The 15,011-nt window shown below is 66.3% G+C and carries 14 protein-coding genes and 1 pseudogene; 13 read left to right on the top strand and 2 right to left on the bottom strand.

Going from position 1 to position 15,011, the window contains the following annotated elements; genetic code table 11:
* The 11 genes and pseudogenes from Q8Q83_RS10340 to argE all read left to right on the top strand — a co-directional run.
* Positions 1-283 (top strand): annotated as a pseudogene (locus Q8Q83_RS10340) (ornithine cyclodeaminase family protein); the annotation flags it as partial.
* Positions 283-1,422, top strand: a complete 1,140-nt coding sequence (locus Q8Q83_RS10335; RefSeq protein WP_305623437.1) for an FAD-binding oxidoreductase — start codon at positions 283-285, stop codon at positions 1,420-1,422. The pseudogene Q8Q83_RS10340 and the gene Q8Q83_RS10335, both read left to right, overlap by 1 nt.
* Positions 1,423-1,505: 83 nt before the next feature.
* Positions 1,506-2,135 carry a transcriptional regulator gene (locus Q8Q83_RS10330; protein WP_305623435.1) on the top strand — a complete coding sequence of 210 codons (630 nt, stop codon included), beginning with the start codon at positions 1,506-1,508 and terminating at the stop codon, positions 2,133-2,135.
* Between the two features lie 25 nt (positions 2,136-2,160).
* The gene (locus Q8Q83_RS10325) at positions 2,161-2,586 is read left to right on the top strand and encodes a group II truncated hemoglobin (protein WP_305623433.1); all 426 of its coding nucleotides are present in this window, start codon (positions 2,161-2,163) and stop codon (positions 2,584-2,586) included.
* A 21-nt stretch (positions 2,587-2,607) separates the two neighbouring features.
* Complete coding sequence (locus Q8Q83_RS10320; protein ID WP_305623431.1) at positions 2,608-3,489, top strand: LysR family transcriptional regulator; 882 nt, start codon at positions 2,608-2,610, stop codon at positions 3,487-3,489.
* Positions 3,490-3,964: 475 nt separating this feature from the next.
* The gene (gene fdhD / locus Q8Q83_RS10315; protein ID WP_305623429.1) at positions 3,965-4,807 is read left to right on the top strand and encodes a formate dehydrogenase accessory sulfurtransferase FdhD; all 843 of its coding nucleotides are present in this window, start codon (positions 3,965-3,967) and stop codon (positions 4,805-4,807) included.
* Positions 4,804-7,119, top strand: a complete 2,316-nt coding sequence (locus tag Q8Q83_RS10310; RefSeq protein ID WP_305623428.1) for an FdhF/YdeP family oxidoreductase — start codon at positions 4,804-4,806, stop codon at positions 7,117-7,119. Before fdhD ends, Q8Q83_RS10310 begins: the two co-directional genes overlap by 4 nt.
* Before the next feature lie 312 nt (positions 7,120-7,431).
* Complete coding sequence (locus Q8Q83_RS10305; protein WP_305623426.1) at positions 7,432-8,751, top strand: NAD(P)/FAD-dependent oxidoreductase; 1,320 nt, start codon at positions 7,432-7,434, stop codon at positions 8,749-8,751.
* 48 nt (positions 8,752-8,799) lie between these two features.
* Positions 8,800-9,210 carry a RidA family protein gene (locus Q8Q83_RS10300; RefSeq protein ID WP_305623424.1) on the top strand — a complete coding sequence of 137 codons (411 nt, stop codon included), beginning with the start codon at positions 8,800-8,802 and terminating at the stop codon, positions 9,208-9,210.
* An 84-nt stretch (positions 9,211-9,294) separates the two neighbouring features.
* Complete coding sequence (locus Q8Q83_RS10295; RefSeq protein ID WP_305623422.1) at positions 9,295-9,969, top strand: DUF1028 domain-containing protein; 675 nt, start codon at positions 9,295-9,297, stop codon at positions 9,967-9,969.
* Between the two features lie 112 nt (positions 9,970-10,081).
* On the top strand, positions 10,082-11,239 hold the full coding sequence (gene argE / locus Q8Q83_RS10290) for an acetylornithine deacetylase (protein ID WP_305623420.1): 1,158 nt from the start codon (positions 10,082-10,084) through the stop codon (positions 11,237-11,239).
* A gap of 54 nt (positions 11,240-11,293) precedes the next feature.
* Here the strand turns inward: argE and Q8Q83_RS10285 are convergent, their stop codons facing one another.
* Positions 11,294-12,412, bottom strand: a complete 1,119-nt coding sequence (locus Q8Q83_RS10285; RefSeq protein WP_305623418.1) for a P1 family peptidase — start codon at positions 12,410-12,412, stop codon at positions 11,294-11,296.
* 66 nt (positions 12,413-12,478) lie between these two features.
* Positions 12,479-13,591 carry a polyamine ABC transporter substrate-binding protein gene (locus Q8Q83_RS10280; RefSeq protein ID WP_305623416.1) on the bottom strand — a complete coding sequence of 371 codons (1,113 nt, stop codon included), beginning with the start codon at positions 13,589-13,591 and terminating at the stop codon, positions 12,479-12,481.
* A gap of 111 nt (positions 13,592-13,702) precedes the next feature.
* Here Q8Q83_RS10280 and Q8Q83_RS10275 point away from each other — a divergent pair, with 111 nt between their 5' ends.
* On the top strand, positions 13,703-14,488 hold the full coding sequence (locus Q8Q83_RS10275; protein WP_305623414.1) for a helix-turn-helix transcriptional regulator: 786 nt from the start codon (positions 13,703-13,705) through the stop codon (positions 14,486-14,488).
* Positions 14,489-14,503: 15 nt separating this feature from the next.
* Positions 14,504-14,983, top strand: coding sequence for a GNAT family N-acetyltransferase (locus Q8Q83_RS10270; RefSeq protein ID WP_305623412.1), 480 nt, complete (start codon positions 14,504-14,506; stop codon positions 14,981-14,983).
* Positions 14,984-15,011 lie beyond the last annotated feature (28 nt).

Here is a 15,011-nt window from a genome sequence, read left to right as displayed (position 1 = left end):
GCGCGCCCATGAAGTACCGCCTGCCAGCCTGAGCGCGATGGATGTCTACTGCGACTACCGCGCCACCACCCCGGACAGCGCCGGCGAGATGCTGCTGGCCGGCGAACTGGGCTGGAGCAGTGCGGCGATCCAGGGCGATCTGGCCGAACTGTTGAGCGGCAAGGCGCGGCGCCCGGACTACACTCGCCATGCCTTCTTCCGCTCCATCGGCCTGGGCCTGGAAGACGTCGCCCTGGCCAATGCCCTCTACCAGCTCAAGCACAGCGACCAGGGAGCGCACTGATGCAACAGACCCACTACCTGATCATCGGCGCCGGCATAGCCGGGGCCTCCACCGGTTACTTCCTCGCCCCCCACGGCAAGGTCATGCTGCTGGAGCGCGAGCAGCTGCCCGGCTATCACTCCACCGGGCGTTCCGCCGCGCTCTATACCCTGGCCTACGGCACGCCCCAGGTGCGCGCCCTGACCGCCGCCAGCCGCGCCTTCTTCGATACGCCGCCGGCCGGCTTCGCCGAACACCCGCTGCTGACCCCGCGTGGCGAGCTGGTGGTGGACTTCGGCGGCGACACCGCAGAACTGCAGCGCCAATATGACAGCGGCAAGGCCAGCGTCCCCGAGATGCGCCTGCTGGATGCGGACCAGGCCTGCGCCCTGGTGCCGGTGCTGCGCCGCGACAAGATCCACGGCGCCATGCTCGACCCCAGCGCCGCCGATATCGACACCGACGCCCTGCACCAGGGCTACCTGCGCGGCATCCGCCAGCAGGGCGGGGAAATTCACAACAGCCGCGAGGTCATCGCCATCAGCCGTGACGAACAAGGCTGGCTGGTCGACTGCGGCGCCGAGCAGTACCGCGCCCAGGTGCTGATCAATGCCGCCGGCGGCTGGTGCGACCGCATCGCCGAGCTGGCCGGGGTCGCGCCCATCGGCTTGGTCCCCAAGCGCCGCGCCGCCTTTACCTTCCCGGGTCCGGAAGGCGTGGACTGCCACGCCTGGCCCTGCGTGGTCAGCCTGGACGAGTCCTTCTACTTCAAGCCGGATGCCGGCCTGTTGCTCGGCTCGCCGGCCAACGCCGACCCGGTCGAGCCCCATGATGTGCAGCCCGAAGAGCTGGATATCGCCATGGGCATCTACCAGATCGAGGAGCACACCAGCCTGAGCATTCGCCGCCCGGATCACACCTGGGCCGGGCTGCGCAGCTTTGTCGCCGATGGCGACCTGGTCGGCGGTTTCGATGCCCGGGTGCCGGGTTTCTTCTGGGTCGCGGCCCAGGGCGGCTATGGCATCCAGACCTCGGCAGCCATGGGCATGGCCTGCGCCGCCCTGGCCCGCGGCGAGCCCTTGCCCGAGCAGCTGCGCCAGTTCGGCCTGAGCGCCGAGATGCTCTCGCCCGCACGTCTGGCCCAGAGTCCAGACTCTTAGTGTGCGCACCTGCGCCCGAGGATGACGCCTCGGGCGCTTTGCGGCACACTCGCAACGCCTCCCGAGCCTGAAGAGTTAGCCGCATGACGCCGCCCCGCCACGACCCCTCCCTGGACAATTACCGGGCCATAGCCGACGCCATCGCCACCCTGTTCTTCCCCCACGCCGAAGTGGTGCTGCACGACCTGCGCACGCAGAAGGTCGACTACATCGCCAACAATATTTCCAAGCGCGCCATAGGTGACGATGCGGCCCTGGAAGACATGCTCAGCGGCGAAATCGACGAGCGCACTATCGGCCCCTACGAGAAGCTCAACTGGGACGGGCAGAAGATCCGCTCGATGAGCAGCGTGCTGCGCGACGCGGGCGGCACGCCCATCGCCGTGCTGTGCATCAACCTGAATATCTCCCTGTTCGAAACCGCCAAGCAGGCCCTGGACCTGTTCCTCTCCGCAAGCAAACTGATCCCGCAGCCCGACGCGCTGTTTCGCGACGACTGGCAGGAGCGCATCAACAGCTTCCTGCACAGCTGGCTGCGCCAGCGCCAGCTCGGCCTCAACCTGCTGACCCGCGAACACAAGCGTGAACTGGTCGAGGCCCTGCACGCCGAAGGCGCGTTCAAGGGCAAGAGCGCCGCCAACTACGTGGCCAACGTGCTGAATATGGGCCGCGCCACGGTGTATAAGCACTTAAAAGAGATCAAGGGCGAGTAAGCCCGCGCTTATCCGAGGACCCGCCATGAGTACGCAACCTGTCTACGGTGTGGGCGACGCCTCCTACCAGGCCGCCGGTGGCATCGACGGCCTGCAGCGCCTGACCGGCGACTTCTACCGGCTGATGGACCAGCAACCCGAGGCCGCCGACCTGCGCCGCCTGCACGCGGAAAGCCTGGAGCGGGCGCGGGACAAGCTGGCCTGTTTTCTCAGCGGCTGGCTGGGCGGCCCCAAGCTGTTTAGCGAGAAGTACGGGAGCATCGCCATTCCGTCCTTCCACGCCCAGTGGCCCATAGACCAGCGTCTCAGCGAACTCTGGCTCAGCTGCATGGCCCAGGCCATTGCCCTGCAACCCTACGCGCCGGACTTCGCCGACTACCTGCTGACCCAACTGCGGGTGCCGGCCCAGCGCATAGTGCAGGCCAGCGCCAACCGCCACGGCGCGCCATAACAGGCCAACAAGGACGACGTTATGGATATCAAGCAGCTGAAATACCTGATCGCCTTGGAGCAGACGCATAACTTCGGCCAGGCCGCGGCGCGTTGTCATGTCACCCAGCCGACCCTGTCCATGCGCCTGCGCGGCCTGGAAGAGGAACTGGGCCTGCCCCTGGTGCGCCGCGGCCAGCGCTTCGAGGGTTTTACCGCCGAAGGCGAACGCATCCTGGCCTGGGCCCACAGCCTGCTGGCCGCCCATGACGGCCTGTATGCCGAGGCTTCGGCCTGCCGCGGGCAGCTGGTCGGCACCCTGCGCCTGGGCCTGGTGCCGCTGGGCGGGATAGACCCCATGCGCCTGCTCGGCCTGTTCGCCCGCCAGCACCCGAACCTGCGCTTTCAGCTGTTCGCCCTGAGCAGCGAAACCATTATCGAGCGCCTGGCCAGCAACCAGCTGGACCTCGGCCTGGCCTACCTGGAGCGCATCGACCGCGAGCGCTTCGACTGCCTGGAACTGGCCGATACCGGCATCGGCCTGCTGCACGACAGCCGCCACTTCGCTATCACCGAGCCCGAACTGGACTGGCAGGCGGTGGCCGCCCTGCCCCTGGGTCTGCTGTCCAGCGGCATGCATTTTCGCCAATCCATCGACCACTGTCTGCGCAGTCGCGGCCTGAGCCCCAGTCCCCTGCTGGAAACCGATGCGGTGCACAGCCTGCTGCAGGCGGTTAACGCCGGCCTGTGCTGCGCCCTGGTGCCGCTCAATAGTGGCCTGGATAACGGCAACCCGCACCTGCGCCTGACGCCGATCGGCGCCGCCCACACCCTGGCCCCCCTGGGCCTGCTGATGCGCCGCGCCGCCCCGCGCTCGCCCCTGGCCGAGGCCTGCTTTGCCGCCGCCTGGGAACTGCTCGACTAGCCGTTCTATAGCCCAGGCCCCGTAGGATGCGCAGCGCGCACTAGCGTCAGCTGTATCCGCCAGCCCCACAATGCCGCTCACTTGAGTCAAGTGAGCGGTATTTTTTGTAGCCCGGATGCAATCCGGGAAAACCCTGCGGCTGAACAACCGCTCCCGGATTACATCCGTATATGGACTCCTCCCGCCAGACACAGGCTTTCCAGCGCACTATCGAGCCGCTCTATCACAGCATCGGTAGCACTGATTAGACGCACCCGCTTATAGGGCATAGCCTGAGAACGTGTTTACGATCTCGCGAGCTAGAGCCATACAAGGCGCTACGTTAGTAACAGCCTCCGGCTGGTCAAACAGGCGAGGAAGCGGAGTTTACTGGTGTAAATGAGCATTCCGAGCCTGTTTTTAACGCAGTAGGGCCGACGCGCAGCAGATCGTAAACAGGTTCTGAGACCATCCATCAGCGCCAGAGGCCCTGCCCATGTCACGCCCGCGGATCGCCTGCGTCAGCGCCAGCCAACCTATGCCACCGCGCGACTTCCACTATGCCGAGCTGGAACACCCGCTGCAGGGCTCGCACACAGTGCTGGCCGAGGAATGCGCGCTGGCCATCAGCTACAACGGCATCACCCAGGCGGTGATGATGCTCAGCCCCGATGCCCTGGAAGATTTCGCAGTGGGCTTTAGCCTGGGCCAGGGTCTGCTGGAATCCATCGACGATATCTATGACATCCAGCTGAGCGGCACCGACAGCGCCCGCCAGGTCGAACTGAGCATCAGCAACCGCGCCTTCTGGGCGCTCAAGCAGCAGCGCCGGCAGATGGCCGGCAGCAGCGGTTGCGGCCTGTGCGGCGTGGCCGCCCTGGAGCAGGCGCTACCCGCGCTGCCGGATCTGCAACCGGCGCCCTTGCCGCCCGCCGCCCAGCTGCACGGCCTGCGCCAGCGTATCGCCCAGAGCCAGACCCTGGCCCAGTCCAGCGGCGCCCTGCACGCCGCGCTGTTCGTCGATCAGCAGGGGCAGATCCGCCTGTGCCGCGAGGATATCGGCCGCCACAACGCCCTGGACAAACTGATTGGCGCCCTGCAGCGCCAGCGCCTGGATGCCCGCGCCGGCTTCGTGGTGATCACCAGCCGCTGCAGCCTGGAGTTGATCCACAAGGCGGTACGCGCCGGCCTCGGCACCCTGGTCAGCCTGTCCGCGCCCACCGCCCTGACCGTGGACTGGGCGCGCCGCCATCGGCTCAACCTAATTCACTTGCCCCACCACAGCGCGCCACGGGTCTATAGCCCCGCCCCCGCTCCCGCCCAAGGTCAAAACCTATGAGCCTGCAACCAGTAGCCCCGCGTTACAGCCCCTATAAAGGCCCGGCCGCCGGCTGGGGGGCGCTGCGCAGCGTGACCCACGCCTGGCTGGACTCCAAGCAGCCGTTCAAGAACCTGCGCGCCCTGCTCAAGACCAACCAGCACGGCGGCTTCGACTGCCCCGGTTGCGCCTGGGGCGACTCGCCCCACGACGACCGCATCAAGTTCTGCGAGAACGGCGCCAAGGCGGTCAACTGGGAAGCCACCAAGCGCCGCGTGGATGCCGCCTTCTTCGCCCGCTACAGCGTCGCCCAGTTGCGCGAGCAGAGCGACTATTGGCTGGAATACCAGGGCCGCCTGACCCAGCCGATGCGCTACGACGCCGCCTCAGACCACTATGTACCGGTCAGCTGGGACGCCGCCTTCGCCCTGATCGCCGAGCACCTCAAGGGCCTCGATGATCCCAACCAGGCCGAGTTCTACACCTCGGGCCGGGCCAGCAACGAGGCGGCCTTCCTCTATCAGCTGTTCGTCCGCGCCTTCGGCAGCAACAACTTCCCCGACTGCTCGAACATGTGCCACGAGGCCAGCGGCATCGCCCTCAACCAGACGGTGGGGGTCGGCAAGGGCAGCGTGACCTTCGACGATTTCGCCCTGGCCGACGCCATCTTCGTGCTCGGACAGAACCCCGGCAGCAACCACCCGCGCATGCTCGAACCGCTGCGCGAGGCGGTGGCCCGCGGCGCCCAGGTGGTGTGCTGCAACCCACTGAAGGAGCGCGGTCTGGAACGTTTCCAGCATCCGCAGCACCCCCTGGAGATGCTTAGCAACGGCTCATCCGCGACCCATACCGCCTACTTCCGCCCGGCCCTGGGCGGCGACCTGGCGCTGCTGCGCGGCATGGCCAAGCAGCTGCTGGCCTGGGAACGCGAACAGCCAGGCCAGGTGTTCGACCATGCTTTTATCGCCGAACACACCCAGGGCATCGACAGTTACCTGGCCGAACTGGATGCCACCTCCTGGGAGGCTATCGAGGTCCAGGCCGGCCTCGACCTCGCCGAAATCCGCCAGATGGCCAGCCTCTACCGCAACGCCGAACGGGTGATCATGTGCTGGGCCATGGGCATCACCCAGCACCAGCACTCGGTGGCGACCATCCAGGAAATCGTCAACCTGATGCTGCTGCGCGGCAACCTTGGCCGCCCCGGTGCCGGCCTGTGTCCGGTGCGCGGCCACAGCAACGTGCAGGGCGACCGCACCATGGGCATCAACGAACGGCCACCGGCCGCCCTGCTCGATGCCCTGCAGGCACGCTTTAATTTTCAGGTGCCGCGCGCTCACGGGCACAACACGGTGGAGGCGATCAACGCCATGCTCGACGGGCGCAGCCGGGTGTTTATCGGCCTAGGCGGCAACTTCGCCCAGGCCACCCCGGACAGCCCGCGCAGCCACCAGGCCCTGAGCCAGTGCGCGCTGACCGTGCAGATCAGCACCAAGCTCAACCGCAGCCACCTGACCTGCGGCACGGATGCGCTGATCCTGCCGTGCCTCGGCCGCACCGACATCGACCATCAGGCCGGCGGCCCGCAGGCGGTGACGGTGGAAGACACCTTCAGCATGATCCACGCCTCCCACGGCCAGCTCGAACCGCTGTCGCGCGAGATGCGTTCGGAACCGGCGATCATCGCCGGCATCGCCCAGGCCACCCTGGGCCAGCACCCGGTGGACTGGGAGACGCTGATCGCCGACTACAGCCGCATCCGCGAACTGATCGCCGATTGCATTCCCGGCTTCGCCGACTTCAACCAGCGCCTCCGGCAACGCGGCGGCTTCTACCTGGGCAACGCCGCCAGCACCCGGCAATGGCGCACCGCCAGCGGCCTGGCCAATTTCAGCAGCCAGCCACTACCGGCCAGCCTGCTGCCGGCGCAGATCAGCCAGAGCGGCGCGCAGGCCGACCTGATCCTGCAGACCCTGCGCTCCCACGACCAGTACAACACCAGCCTGTACGGCCTCGACGACCGCTATCGCGGGGTCAAGGGCCAGCGCCAGGTGCTGTTTATCAATGCCGAGGATATCCGCCGCCTGGGCTTCGAGCCCGGGCAGAAGGTCGATATCGATTCGCTGTGGAATGACGGCGTGCAACGCCAGGTGCGCGGTTTTACCCTGCTGGCCTACGACATCCCCAGCGGCCAGGCCGCCGCCTACTACCCGGAGGCCAACCCCCTGGTGCCCCTGGATAGCTTCGGCATCCATAGCTTTACCCCCACCTCGAAATTTATCGGCATCAAGCTCAGTGCCCATCAGGAAAACGGCGCGGCGCGGATTATCTAAGCCAAGGGCAATGCGGCGGCGGACAAGCCTACGGCATATCCGCCCTACGCCCGTCCCGTCCCGCCCCTGCCCTGCCTTGCCTTGCCTTGCCTTGCCTTGCCTATTCAATTTGTCGCCCCTGACACTAAAAAACCTATAGCCCCAGCCTTCTGCCCTACGGATCCCGCGCTTTGCGGGCGGGCACGCTTTTACCTTGCCAGCGACTACAAAAATCATAATTTCGCCAATCCCCGGCTCCGAACAGAATGCGGCCACACCCACAGATAGCCGCAGCAGTAGAACTGCAATGTTCGGAGTCAGAGGAGGCAAGCCATGACCGACCTGAATCAAACCGCCTTTCAGAAACACACAGGCGTGACCCTTGAAGGAACAGAAATCGACACGCTGGTGGTGGGCGCCGGCCAGGCCGGCGTGGCCATCAGTGAGCACCTGAGCAAGCTCGGCGTGCCGCACCTGGTGCTGGAGCGCAACCGTATCGCCGAAGCCTGGCGCAGCGGGCGCTGGGATTCGCTGGTGGCCAATGGTCCGGCCTGGCACGACCGCTTCCCGGGCCTGGAATTCGACGATCTCGATGCCGATGCCTTTGCCCCCAAGGAGCGGGTGGCGGCCTATTTCGAAGCCTATGCGCAGAAGTTCGAGGCGCCGATCCGCACCGGTGTGGAGGTGAAGAAGGTGGTGCGCAATAGCGACCGCCCGGGCTTCCGCATTGAAACGTCCGAAGGGGTGATCCAGGCCCGCCGCGTGGTTGCCGCCACCGGACCATTCCAGCGCCCGGTTATCCCGCCTATCGCGCCCAAGGACGAGCGGCTCACCCAGATCCACTCGGCCGAGTACCGCAACCCGCAGCAGCTGCCCGAGGGCGCCGTGCTGGTGGTCGGCGCCGGCTCGTCGGGGGTGCAGATCGCCGACGAACTGCAGCGTGCCGGGCGCAAGGCCTACCTCTCGGTTGGCCCGCACGACCGCCCGCCGCGCGCCTATCGCAACCGTGATTTTTGCTGGTGGCTGGGTGTGCTCGGCCTGTGGGATGCAGAAGCCGCCCAGCCGGGCAAGGAACACGTGACCATCGCCGTCAGCGGTGCCCGTGGCGGCCACACGGTCGACTTCCGTGGCCTGGCCCATCAGGGCATGACGCTGGTCGGCCTGACCCAATCCTTCGCCGACGGCGTGGTGACTTTCCAGCAGGACGTGGCCGACAACCTGGCGCGTGGCGATGAGAACTACCTGGCGCTGCTGGATGCGGCGGACGCCTATATCGCCCGCAACGGTCTCGACCTGCCGGAAGAGCCGGAAGCCCGCGCCACCTACCCGGAGCCGGAGTGCGTGAGTAAGCCGCTGGTCGAACTGGATCTGGCCAAGGCCGGCGTGACTTCGATCATCTGGGCCACCGGCTATGCCGTGGATTTCAGCTGGCTGCAGGTGGATGCCTTCGACGCCAAGGGCAAGCCGCAGCATCAGCGCGGGGTGTCCAGCGAGCCGGGGGTCTACTTCCTCGGCCTGCCGTGGCTGGCGCGCCGGGGTTCGAGCTTTATCTGGGGCGTTTGGCACGACGCCAAACACGTCGCCGGGCATATCGCCACGCAGCGCACCTACCTGGCCTATCGCGATAGCGCGCAGCGCCAGAACGCTGACTGAACCCAGCTTTAGAGCCTGTTACAGAAACCGAATAAAGGAAGCCAGTCGATGCCTACCCATACCCGCATCCGCATGTTCAACACCAAGGTCACCTACCCCAACCAGAGCCTGGACAACGACCTGTGCCAGGCCGTGCGCGCCGGCAACACCGTCTATGTGCGCGGCCAGGTCGGCACCGACTTCGAAGGGCGCCTGGTCGGCCTCGGCGACCCGCGCGCCCAGGCCGAGCAGGCGATGAAGAACGTCAAGCAACTGCTGGAAGAAGCCGGCAGCGACCTGTCGCACATCGTCAAGACCACCACCTACCTGATCGACCCGCGCTACCGCGAGCCGGTCTACCAGGAAGTCGGCAAATGGCTAAAGGGCGTGTTCCCCATCTCCACCGGCCTGGTGGTCAGCGGCCTGGCGCAGCCGCAGTGGTTGATGGAAATCGATGTGATCGCCGTCATCCCAGACTGAAAGCTGCTGCGGGCTCCGCGCGCCATACGGCGTTGAGGGCCTTCGCTCGCGACGCTTTCAGAATTTTGTCGTCAAGGAGGCTTTATGACCTTTTCCATAGTCGGCCGCTGCGCCGAAACCGGCCAGCTGGGTATCGCCATCAGCTCCTCGAGCATCGCCGTCGGCGCGCGTTGCCCCTGGCTGCGCGCCGGGGTCGGCGCGGTGGCCAGCCAGAACATCACCCTGCCGGCCCTCGGCCCACAGATTCTCGACGCCCTGGAAGCCGGCCTGGAACCGGCGGCAGCGCTGGACCAGGCGCTCAGCCGTAACGGCTACAGCCAGTATCGCCAGGTCGCGGCGCTCGACAGCCAGGGCCGTAGCGCGCTGTTCTCCGGCAGCGAAGCCCTGGGCCAGCACAATGCCCTGGCCGGCGAGCAATGCGTGGCGGCCGGCAATCTGCTGGCCGATACCCAGGTGATAGCGGCCATGACTGAGGCCTTCGAGCATAGCCCCGGCACCCTCGCCGATAGGCTGCTGGCGGCCATGCATGCGGCCATGGCTGCCGGCGGCGAGGCAGGTCCCGTGCATTCGGCGGCGCTCAAGGTGGTCGGCGACCTCACCTGGCCGATCATCGATTTGCGCGTGGACTGGGCCGAACAGGACCCGATCGGCGAGCTGGATAAGCTCTGGCAGGCCTACCGACCGCAGATGCAGGACTACCTGATCCGCGCCCTCGACCCGACCCGCGCCCCCAGCTACGGCGTACCCGGCGATCAGTGAGATCAGCAGCCGCGGCTACCCCATCCTACGCAGCCCGTGCCAACGCAACGCTCCGTAGGATGGGTTGAGTACAGCGATACCCATCACCGCCAATCAATCAGGAGCTCCCTATATGTCCAGCAGCCGCGAACTCTTGGCCCAGCTGGTGGCCTTTCCCACCGTCAGCCGGGAGTCCAATCTGGGCCTGATCGAGTTTATCCGCGCCTACCTGGCCGGCCTGGGCGTGGCCTGCGAACTGGATTACAACGCCGAACGCAGCAAGGCCAATCTGTTCGCCACTATCGGCCCCAGCGAGCGCGGCGGCGTGCTGCTGTCCGGGCATAGCGACGTGGTGCCGGTGGAGGGCCAGGCCTGGACGCTGCCGCCTTTCGAGCTGAGCGAACGGGACGGCAAGCTCTACGGCCGCGGCAGCGCCGATATGAAAGGCTTTATCGCCTGCGTGCTGGCCGCCGTGCCGCGCTTTCTCGCCAGCCCCCTGCGCCTGCCGCTGCACCTGGCGTTTTCCTACGACGAGGAGGTCGGCTGCCTCGGCGTGCGCTCGCTATTGGCCGAGCTGCAGCAGCGCCCCAATAAACCCGTGCTGTGCATTATCGGCGAGCCCACCGAACTCAAGCCGGTGCTCGGCCATAAGGGCAAGCTGGCCATGCGCTGCCAGGTGCAGGGCGCGGCCTGCCATTCGGCCTATGCGCCCCAAGGGGTGAATGCCATCGAATACGCCGCGCGCTTGATCGGCAAGCTGGGCGAGATCGGCCAGCGCCTGACTGCCGTCGAACGCCAGGATACGCGCTTCGACCCGCCCTACTCCACGGTGCAGACCGGGCTGATCCAGGGCGGCCGGGCGTTGAATATTGTCCCGGCCGACTGCCAGTTCGACTTCGAGGTACGCGCCCTGCCCAGCGATGATCCGCAGCGGGTCGCCGATGAGTTGCGCGCTTACGCCGAAACTGAACTGCTGCCGCAGATGCGCGAGCGCAGTGCCGCTACGCAAATCCGTTTCCAACCGCTGTCGGCCTACCCCGGCCTGGCCACCGACCCGCACAGCGAGGCGGCCGAGTTGCTGGCGCTGCTAAGCGGCAGCCGCGACTTCGGCACCGTGGCCTTTGGTACCGAAGGCGGCCTGTTCCACCAGGCCGGCATCCCGACCGTGGTCTGCGGCCCCGGCAGCATGGAGCAGGGCCACAAACCGGATGAATTCGTCAGTTGCGAGCAACTGGCCGGCTGCGACGCCATGCTGGCGCGCCTGGCCGACTGGCTGCAACTGGGTCACTGAGTCACCCTTGCCCAGCCTGCGCGGCAGAGGCGCAGGCTGGGCTTTTTTACAACCTCACACCGCACCCGGCCAACCCGCCTTGCGCAGGGCTTCGAGCAGGGTGTCGCGGTCCAGCCCCTGAACCTTATGGCCATTGCCCTCGACTGTATTGGCCGCCAGCAGGGCATTGATAATGGCTTCCTCCACGGCCTCCGAGGCGGCGAGGAACAAGTCGCCTATATGGTCGTTGTTGACCATGCGCAGGCCGTCGCAGGTGAAGTCGCCCTTGCGCTCGTAAGCGGTGGCCTCAATTTGCTGATTGCCGGTGGAGAAGGCGATAAAGATATCGCCGCTGCAGTCCTCGTTGCCGCCGCCGGTGCGGGCGATGCCGATGCTGGCGCGCTGGGCCAGGCGGGTGCATTGGTGCGGCAGCAGCGGCGCGTCGGTGGCCAGGCAGACGGCTATCGAGCCCATCCCGGGATGCGGCAGATCGGCGCGCAGAAACGGCGAGGTGGCCTTTTCCATATAGCGTCCCACCGGATAACCATCCACCCGCAGCTCGCGACGGGTGCCGTGGTTGGCCTGGACTATGGCGCCCACTGTCCAGCCGCCCTGCGCCGCGCTCAGGCGCCGCGAGGCGGTGCCGATGCCGCCCTTGTACTCATGGCAGATCATGCCGCTGCCGCCGCCAACCGCGCCTTCGGCCACCGGGCCGCCCACGGCGCGGTCCAGGGCTTCGGCCACATGCTCGGCGCGCACATGGAAGCCGTTGATGTCATTCAGCAGGCCGTCGAAGGTTTCCAGCACCACCGGCATATTCCAGTACAGGCGCCCATCGGCGGGCCGGCCCTGACGGTCCAGGGCGATCAGGGCGTCGCGCACCACACCGATGCTGTGGGTGTTGGTAAAGGCGATCGGGCTGGTCAGCAGGCCGGCCTCCCGAATCCACTCAAGGCCCGTGGCGTCGCCGTTACCGTTGAGGATATGCACGCCGGCGAAGCAGGGCTGCTCGGTGGTGGAACCCGGGCGCGGCTCGATCAGGGTGACCCCGGTGTTGATATCGCGGCCGCCCGCCGTACGGCCGCGCACATTGCTGTGGCCGACCCGTACGCCGGGTACATCGGTGATGGCGTTGAGCGGGCCGGGTTGCAGTTGACCGAACTGGATATGCAGATCGCGGGCACGTGGTTTCATCGTCTCTCTCATGGTCTTTCTCGTGGTCTTTCTCATACAGGGGTTGTTGCAGGACAAACTCGGGGATTACTGGCCGCTCTTGACCCGGCTCCACACGCGGGTGCGGATGCGCTCGGTCTTCTTCGGCAGCGGCTCCAGGGTGTACAACCTGGCCATGGTCTCTGCCGGCGGATAGACGGCCGGGTTATTGCGCGTCGCGGCGCTGACCAGGGCGGTCGCGCTGCGATTGCCGTTGGGGTAGTGCAGGTAGTCGGTAATAGGCGCGACGACTTGTGGGCGCATCAGGTAGTCGATAAAGGCCAGGCCCTGGGTGGGATGCGGCGCGTCCTTGAGCAGCACCAGGGTGTCGAACCAGACCGGCGCGCCTTCCTTGGGCAGGCTGTATTCGATCTTCACCCCGTTGCCGGCCTGCTCGGCGCTGGCTTTGGCGTCCAGCATGCCGCCGGCCCAGCCCAGCGCCACGCAGATATCGCCATTGGCCAGGTCGGTGATGAACTTGGACGAGTTGAAGTAGGCGATATGCGGGCGCAGCTTGAGCAGCAGCGCCTGGGCCTGTTCGTAATGCGCGGGGTCCTTGCTGTTGGGCGGCAGGCCCAGGTAGTGCAGCACCACCGGCAATATCTCGGAAGGCGAATCGAGCAGGGCCACACCGCACTGGCTGAGCTTGGCCAGGTTTTCCTCCTTGAACAGCAGGTCCCAGGAGTCCACCGGCGCTTGATCGCCGAGCACGGCGCGAACCTTGTCGACGTTGTAGCCGATGCCGTTGGTGCCCCACATATAGGGCACGGCATAACGGTTGCCCGGGTCGTTGCTGGCCAGTTTGGCCAGTAGCTCGGGGTCCATATGCTGGTAATTTGGCAGTTTGGCCGGGTCCAGGGGTTCGAGCACGCCGGCCTTGATCAGGGTCGGCAGGCTGAAGTTGCTGGCCACCACCACGTCGTAACCGCTGCCGCCGGTGAGCAACTTGTTCTCCAACACTTCGGCGCTGTCGAAGGTGTCGTAGACCGGGGTGATGCCCAGGTCACGCTTGAAGTCGGCCAGGGTGGTGGGGCCGATATAGTCGTACCAGTTGTACACATGCACACTGGGGCCAGCGTTGCTGGCGGCGACACTGGCCGCCAGGCCAAGGGACAAACAGGCCCCAACTGCGGTGTTGAGATACGCGCGGTGACGACGCATGATGCGGCACTCCTGGCCTGCTACAGGCCGGTTGATTCAGGAGCGCTCAGGCTAGTGCTGCGCCTGCGGCAGACCAATTCCCATCATGGGTTACCGCGAAAGGGGTAGAGAGTGGACGCCTTGTTAAAGGGGTTGCCGGTGCACCAAGGGCTGGCGCGGCTATTCGCCGCGGTGGGCCAGGACGCTTTCTGGCGCGCCCTGGTGGACTGCCTGCGTCTGCTGGTGCCGCTGGACAATGCCCTGGTGGCCCTGATGCAGCCTGGCCGGGTGCCCAGCCTGCTGGCCGACTTCGAGTTCCGCGCCGCGACCGGTGAGGGTGAGGACCTGGCCGACTACTGCGCCGGCATGTACCTGCTCGACCCCTTCTACCAGGCCGCCTGCGCCGGCATCACCGATGGCCTGCACAGCCTGGAGTCGGTGGCGCCCGACCAGTTCCAGCAGAGTGAGTACTACCTGAGTTATTTCCGCTCGGTGGTCGGCAGTGGCGAGCTGCAGTTTTTGCTCAACCACCAGGACGCCGTGCTGGGCCTGTCCCTGGGCCGACAGGCATCCTTCAGCCACGAAGAGTTCGGCCGCCTGCTCTGCGTGCGCGACTGGGTGTTGGCGGCGATGCGTCGCCACCTGCAACTCTGCGCTATCGAGGTACCCGCCACCCAACCGGTAGCGAGCGACTTTAGCGCGATGCTGGAAGGCCTCGGCGCGCGCCTGTCCGAGCGCGAAAGCGAAACCGCCCAGCTGATCCTGCAGGGCTTCTCCAGCAAGGCCATCGCCCAGCGCATGGGCATCTCACCGGAGACGGTGAAAGTGCACAGACGCAACCTCTACCACAAGCTGGGCGTCAGTGGTCACGCCGAACTCTTCGCCCTGCTGCTACAAACACCTCGACCCTCTCTCTAACCTCAGGAGCACTCCGTGACCCTTAGCATTCGCCAGGCAGTACCCAGCGACGCCGCGCTTATCCATGCCTTTATCACCGACCTGGCGACCTACGAGAAGGCCGCCCATGAAGTGCTGGCCAGCGTCGCCGACATCGAGCAGAGCCTGTTCGACGATGGCTCGCCGGCGCGCGCGCTGATCTGCAGCCGCGATGGCGTGCCGATCGGCTATGCGGTGTATTTCTTCAGCTACTCGACCTGGCTCGGCCGTCAGGGCCTGTACCTGGAGGACCTGTATATCGCCCCGGAACAGCGCGGTGGCGGCGCCGGCAAGCAGTTGCTGCGGCACCTGGCGCAACTGGCCTGCGCCAACGGCTGCGCGCGTCTGGAGTGGAGCGTGCTGGACTGGAACGAGCCGGCCATCCAGTTCTACCAGAGCCTGGGCGCCAAGCCCCAGGACGAATGGATTCGCTATCGCCTGGCTGGCGAGGCATTGCGTAGCTTCGCCGAGGGCTAGCAGGCGCATCCCAGGCAAACCCCGGCGC

It is taken from the genome of Pseudomonas sp. (assembly GCF_030696055.1).
Taxonomy (GTDB): Bacteria; Pseudomonadota; Gammaproteobacteria; order Pseudomonadales; family Pseudomonadaceae; genus Aquipseudomonas.
This window is presented reverse-complemented; position numbering and strand designations above follow the sequence as displayed.

Coding starts and splice junctions, on each gene's coding strand:
- Q8Q83_RS10300 (WP_305623424.1), top strand. CDS start 8,800: ATGCCTACCCATACCCGCATCCGCATGTTCAACACCAAGGTCACCTAC.
- Q8Q83_RS10330 (WP_305623435.1), top strand. CDS start 1,506: ATGACGCCGCCCCGCCACGACCCCTCCCTGGACAATTACCGGGCCATA.
- Q8Q83_RS10335 (WP_305623437.1), top strand. CDS start 283: ATGCAACAGACCCACTACCTGATCATCGGCGCCGGCATAGCCGGGGCC.
- Q8Q83_RS10295 (WP_305623422.1), top strand. CDS start 9,295: ATGACCTTTTCCATAGTCGGCCGCTGCGCCGAAACCGGCCAGCTGGGT.
- Q8Q83_RS10280 (WP_305623416.1), bottom strand. CDS start 13,591: ATGCGTCGTCACCGCGCGTATCTCAACACCGCAGTTGGGGCCTGTTTG.
- fdhD (WP_305623429.1), top strand. CDS start 3,965: ATGTCACGCCCGCGGATCGCCTGCGTCAGCGCCAGCCAACCTATGCCA.
- Q8Q83_RS10285 (WP_305623418.1), bottom strand. CDS start 12,412: ATGAAACCACGTGCCCGCGATCTGCATATCCAGTTCGGTCAACTGCAA.
- Q8Q83_RS10320 (WP_305623431.1), top strand. CDS start 2,608: ATGGATATCAAGCAGCTGAAATACCTGATCGCCTTGGAGCAGACGCAT.
- Q8Q83_RS10325 (WP_305623433.1), top strand. CDS start 2,161: ATGAGTACGCAACCTGTCTACGGTGTGGGCGACGCCTCCTACCAGGCC.
- Q8Q83_RS10305 (WP_305623426.1), top strand. CDS start 7,432: ATGACCGACCTGAATCAAACCGCCTTTCAGAAACACACAGGCGTGACC.
- argE (WP_305623420.1), top strand. CDS start 10,082: ATGTCCAGCAGCCGCGAACTCTTGGCCCAGCTGGTGGCCTTTCCCACC.
- Q8Q83_RS10310 (WP_305623428.1), top strand. CDS start 4,804: ATGAGCCTGCAACCAGTAGCCCCGCGTTACAGCCCCTATAAAGGCCCG.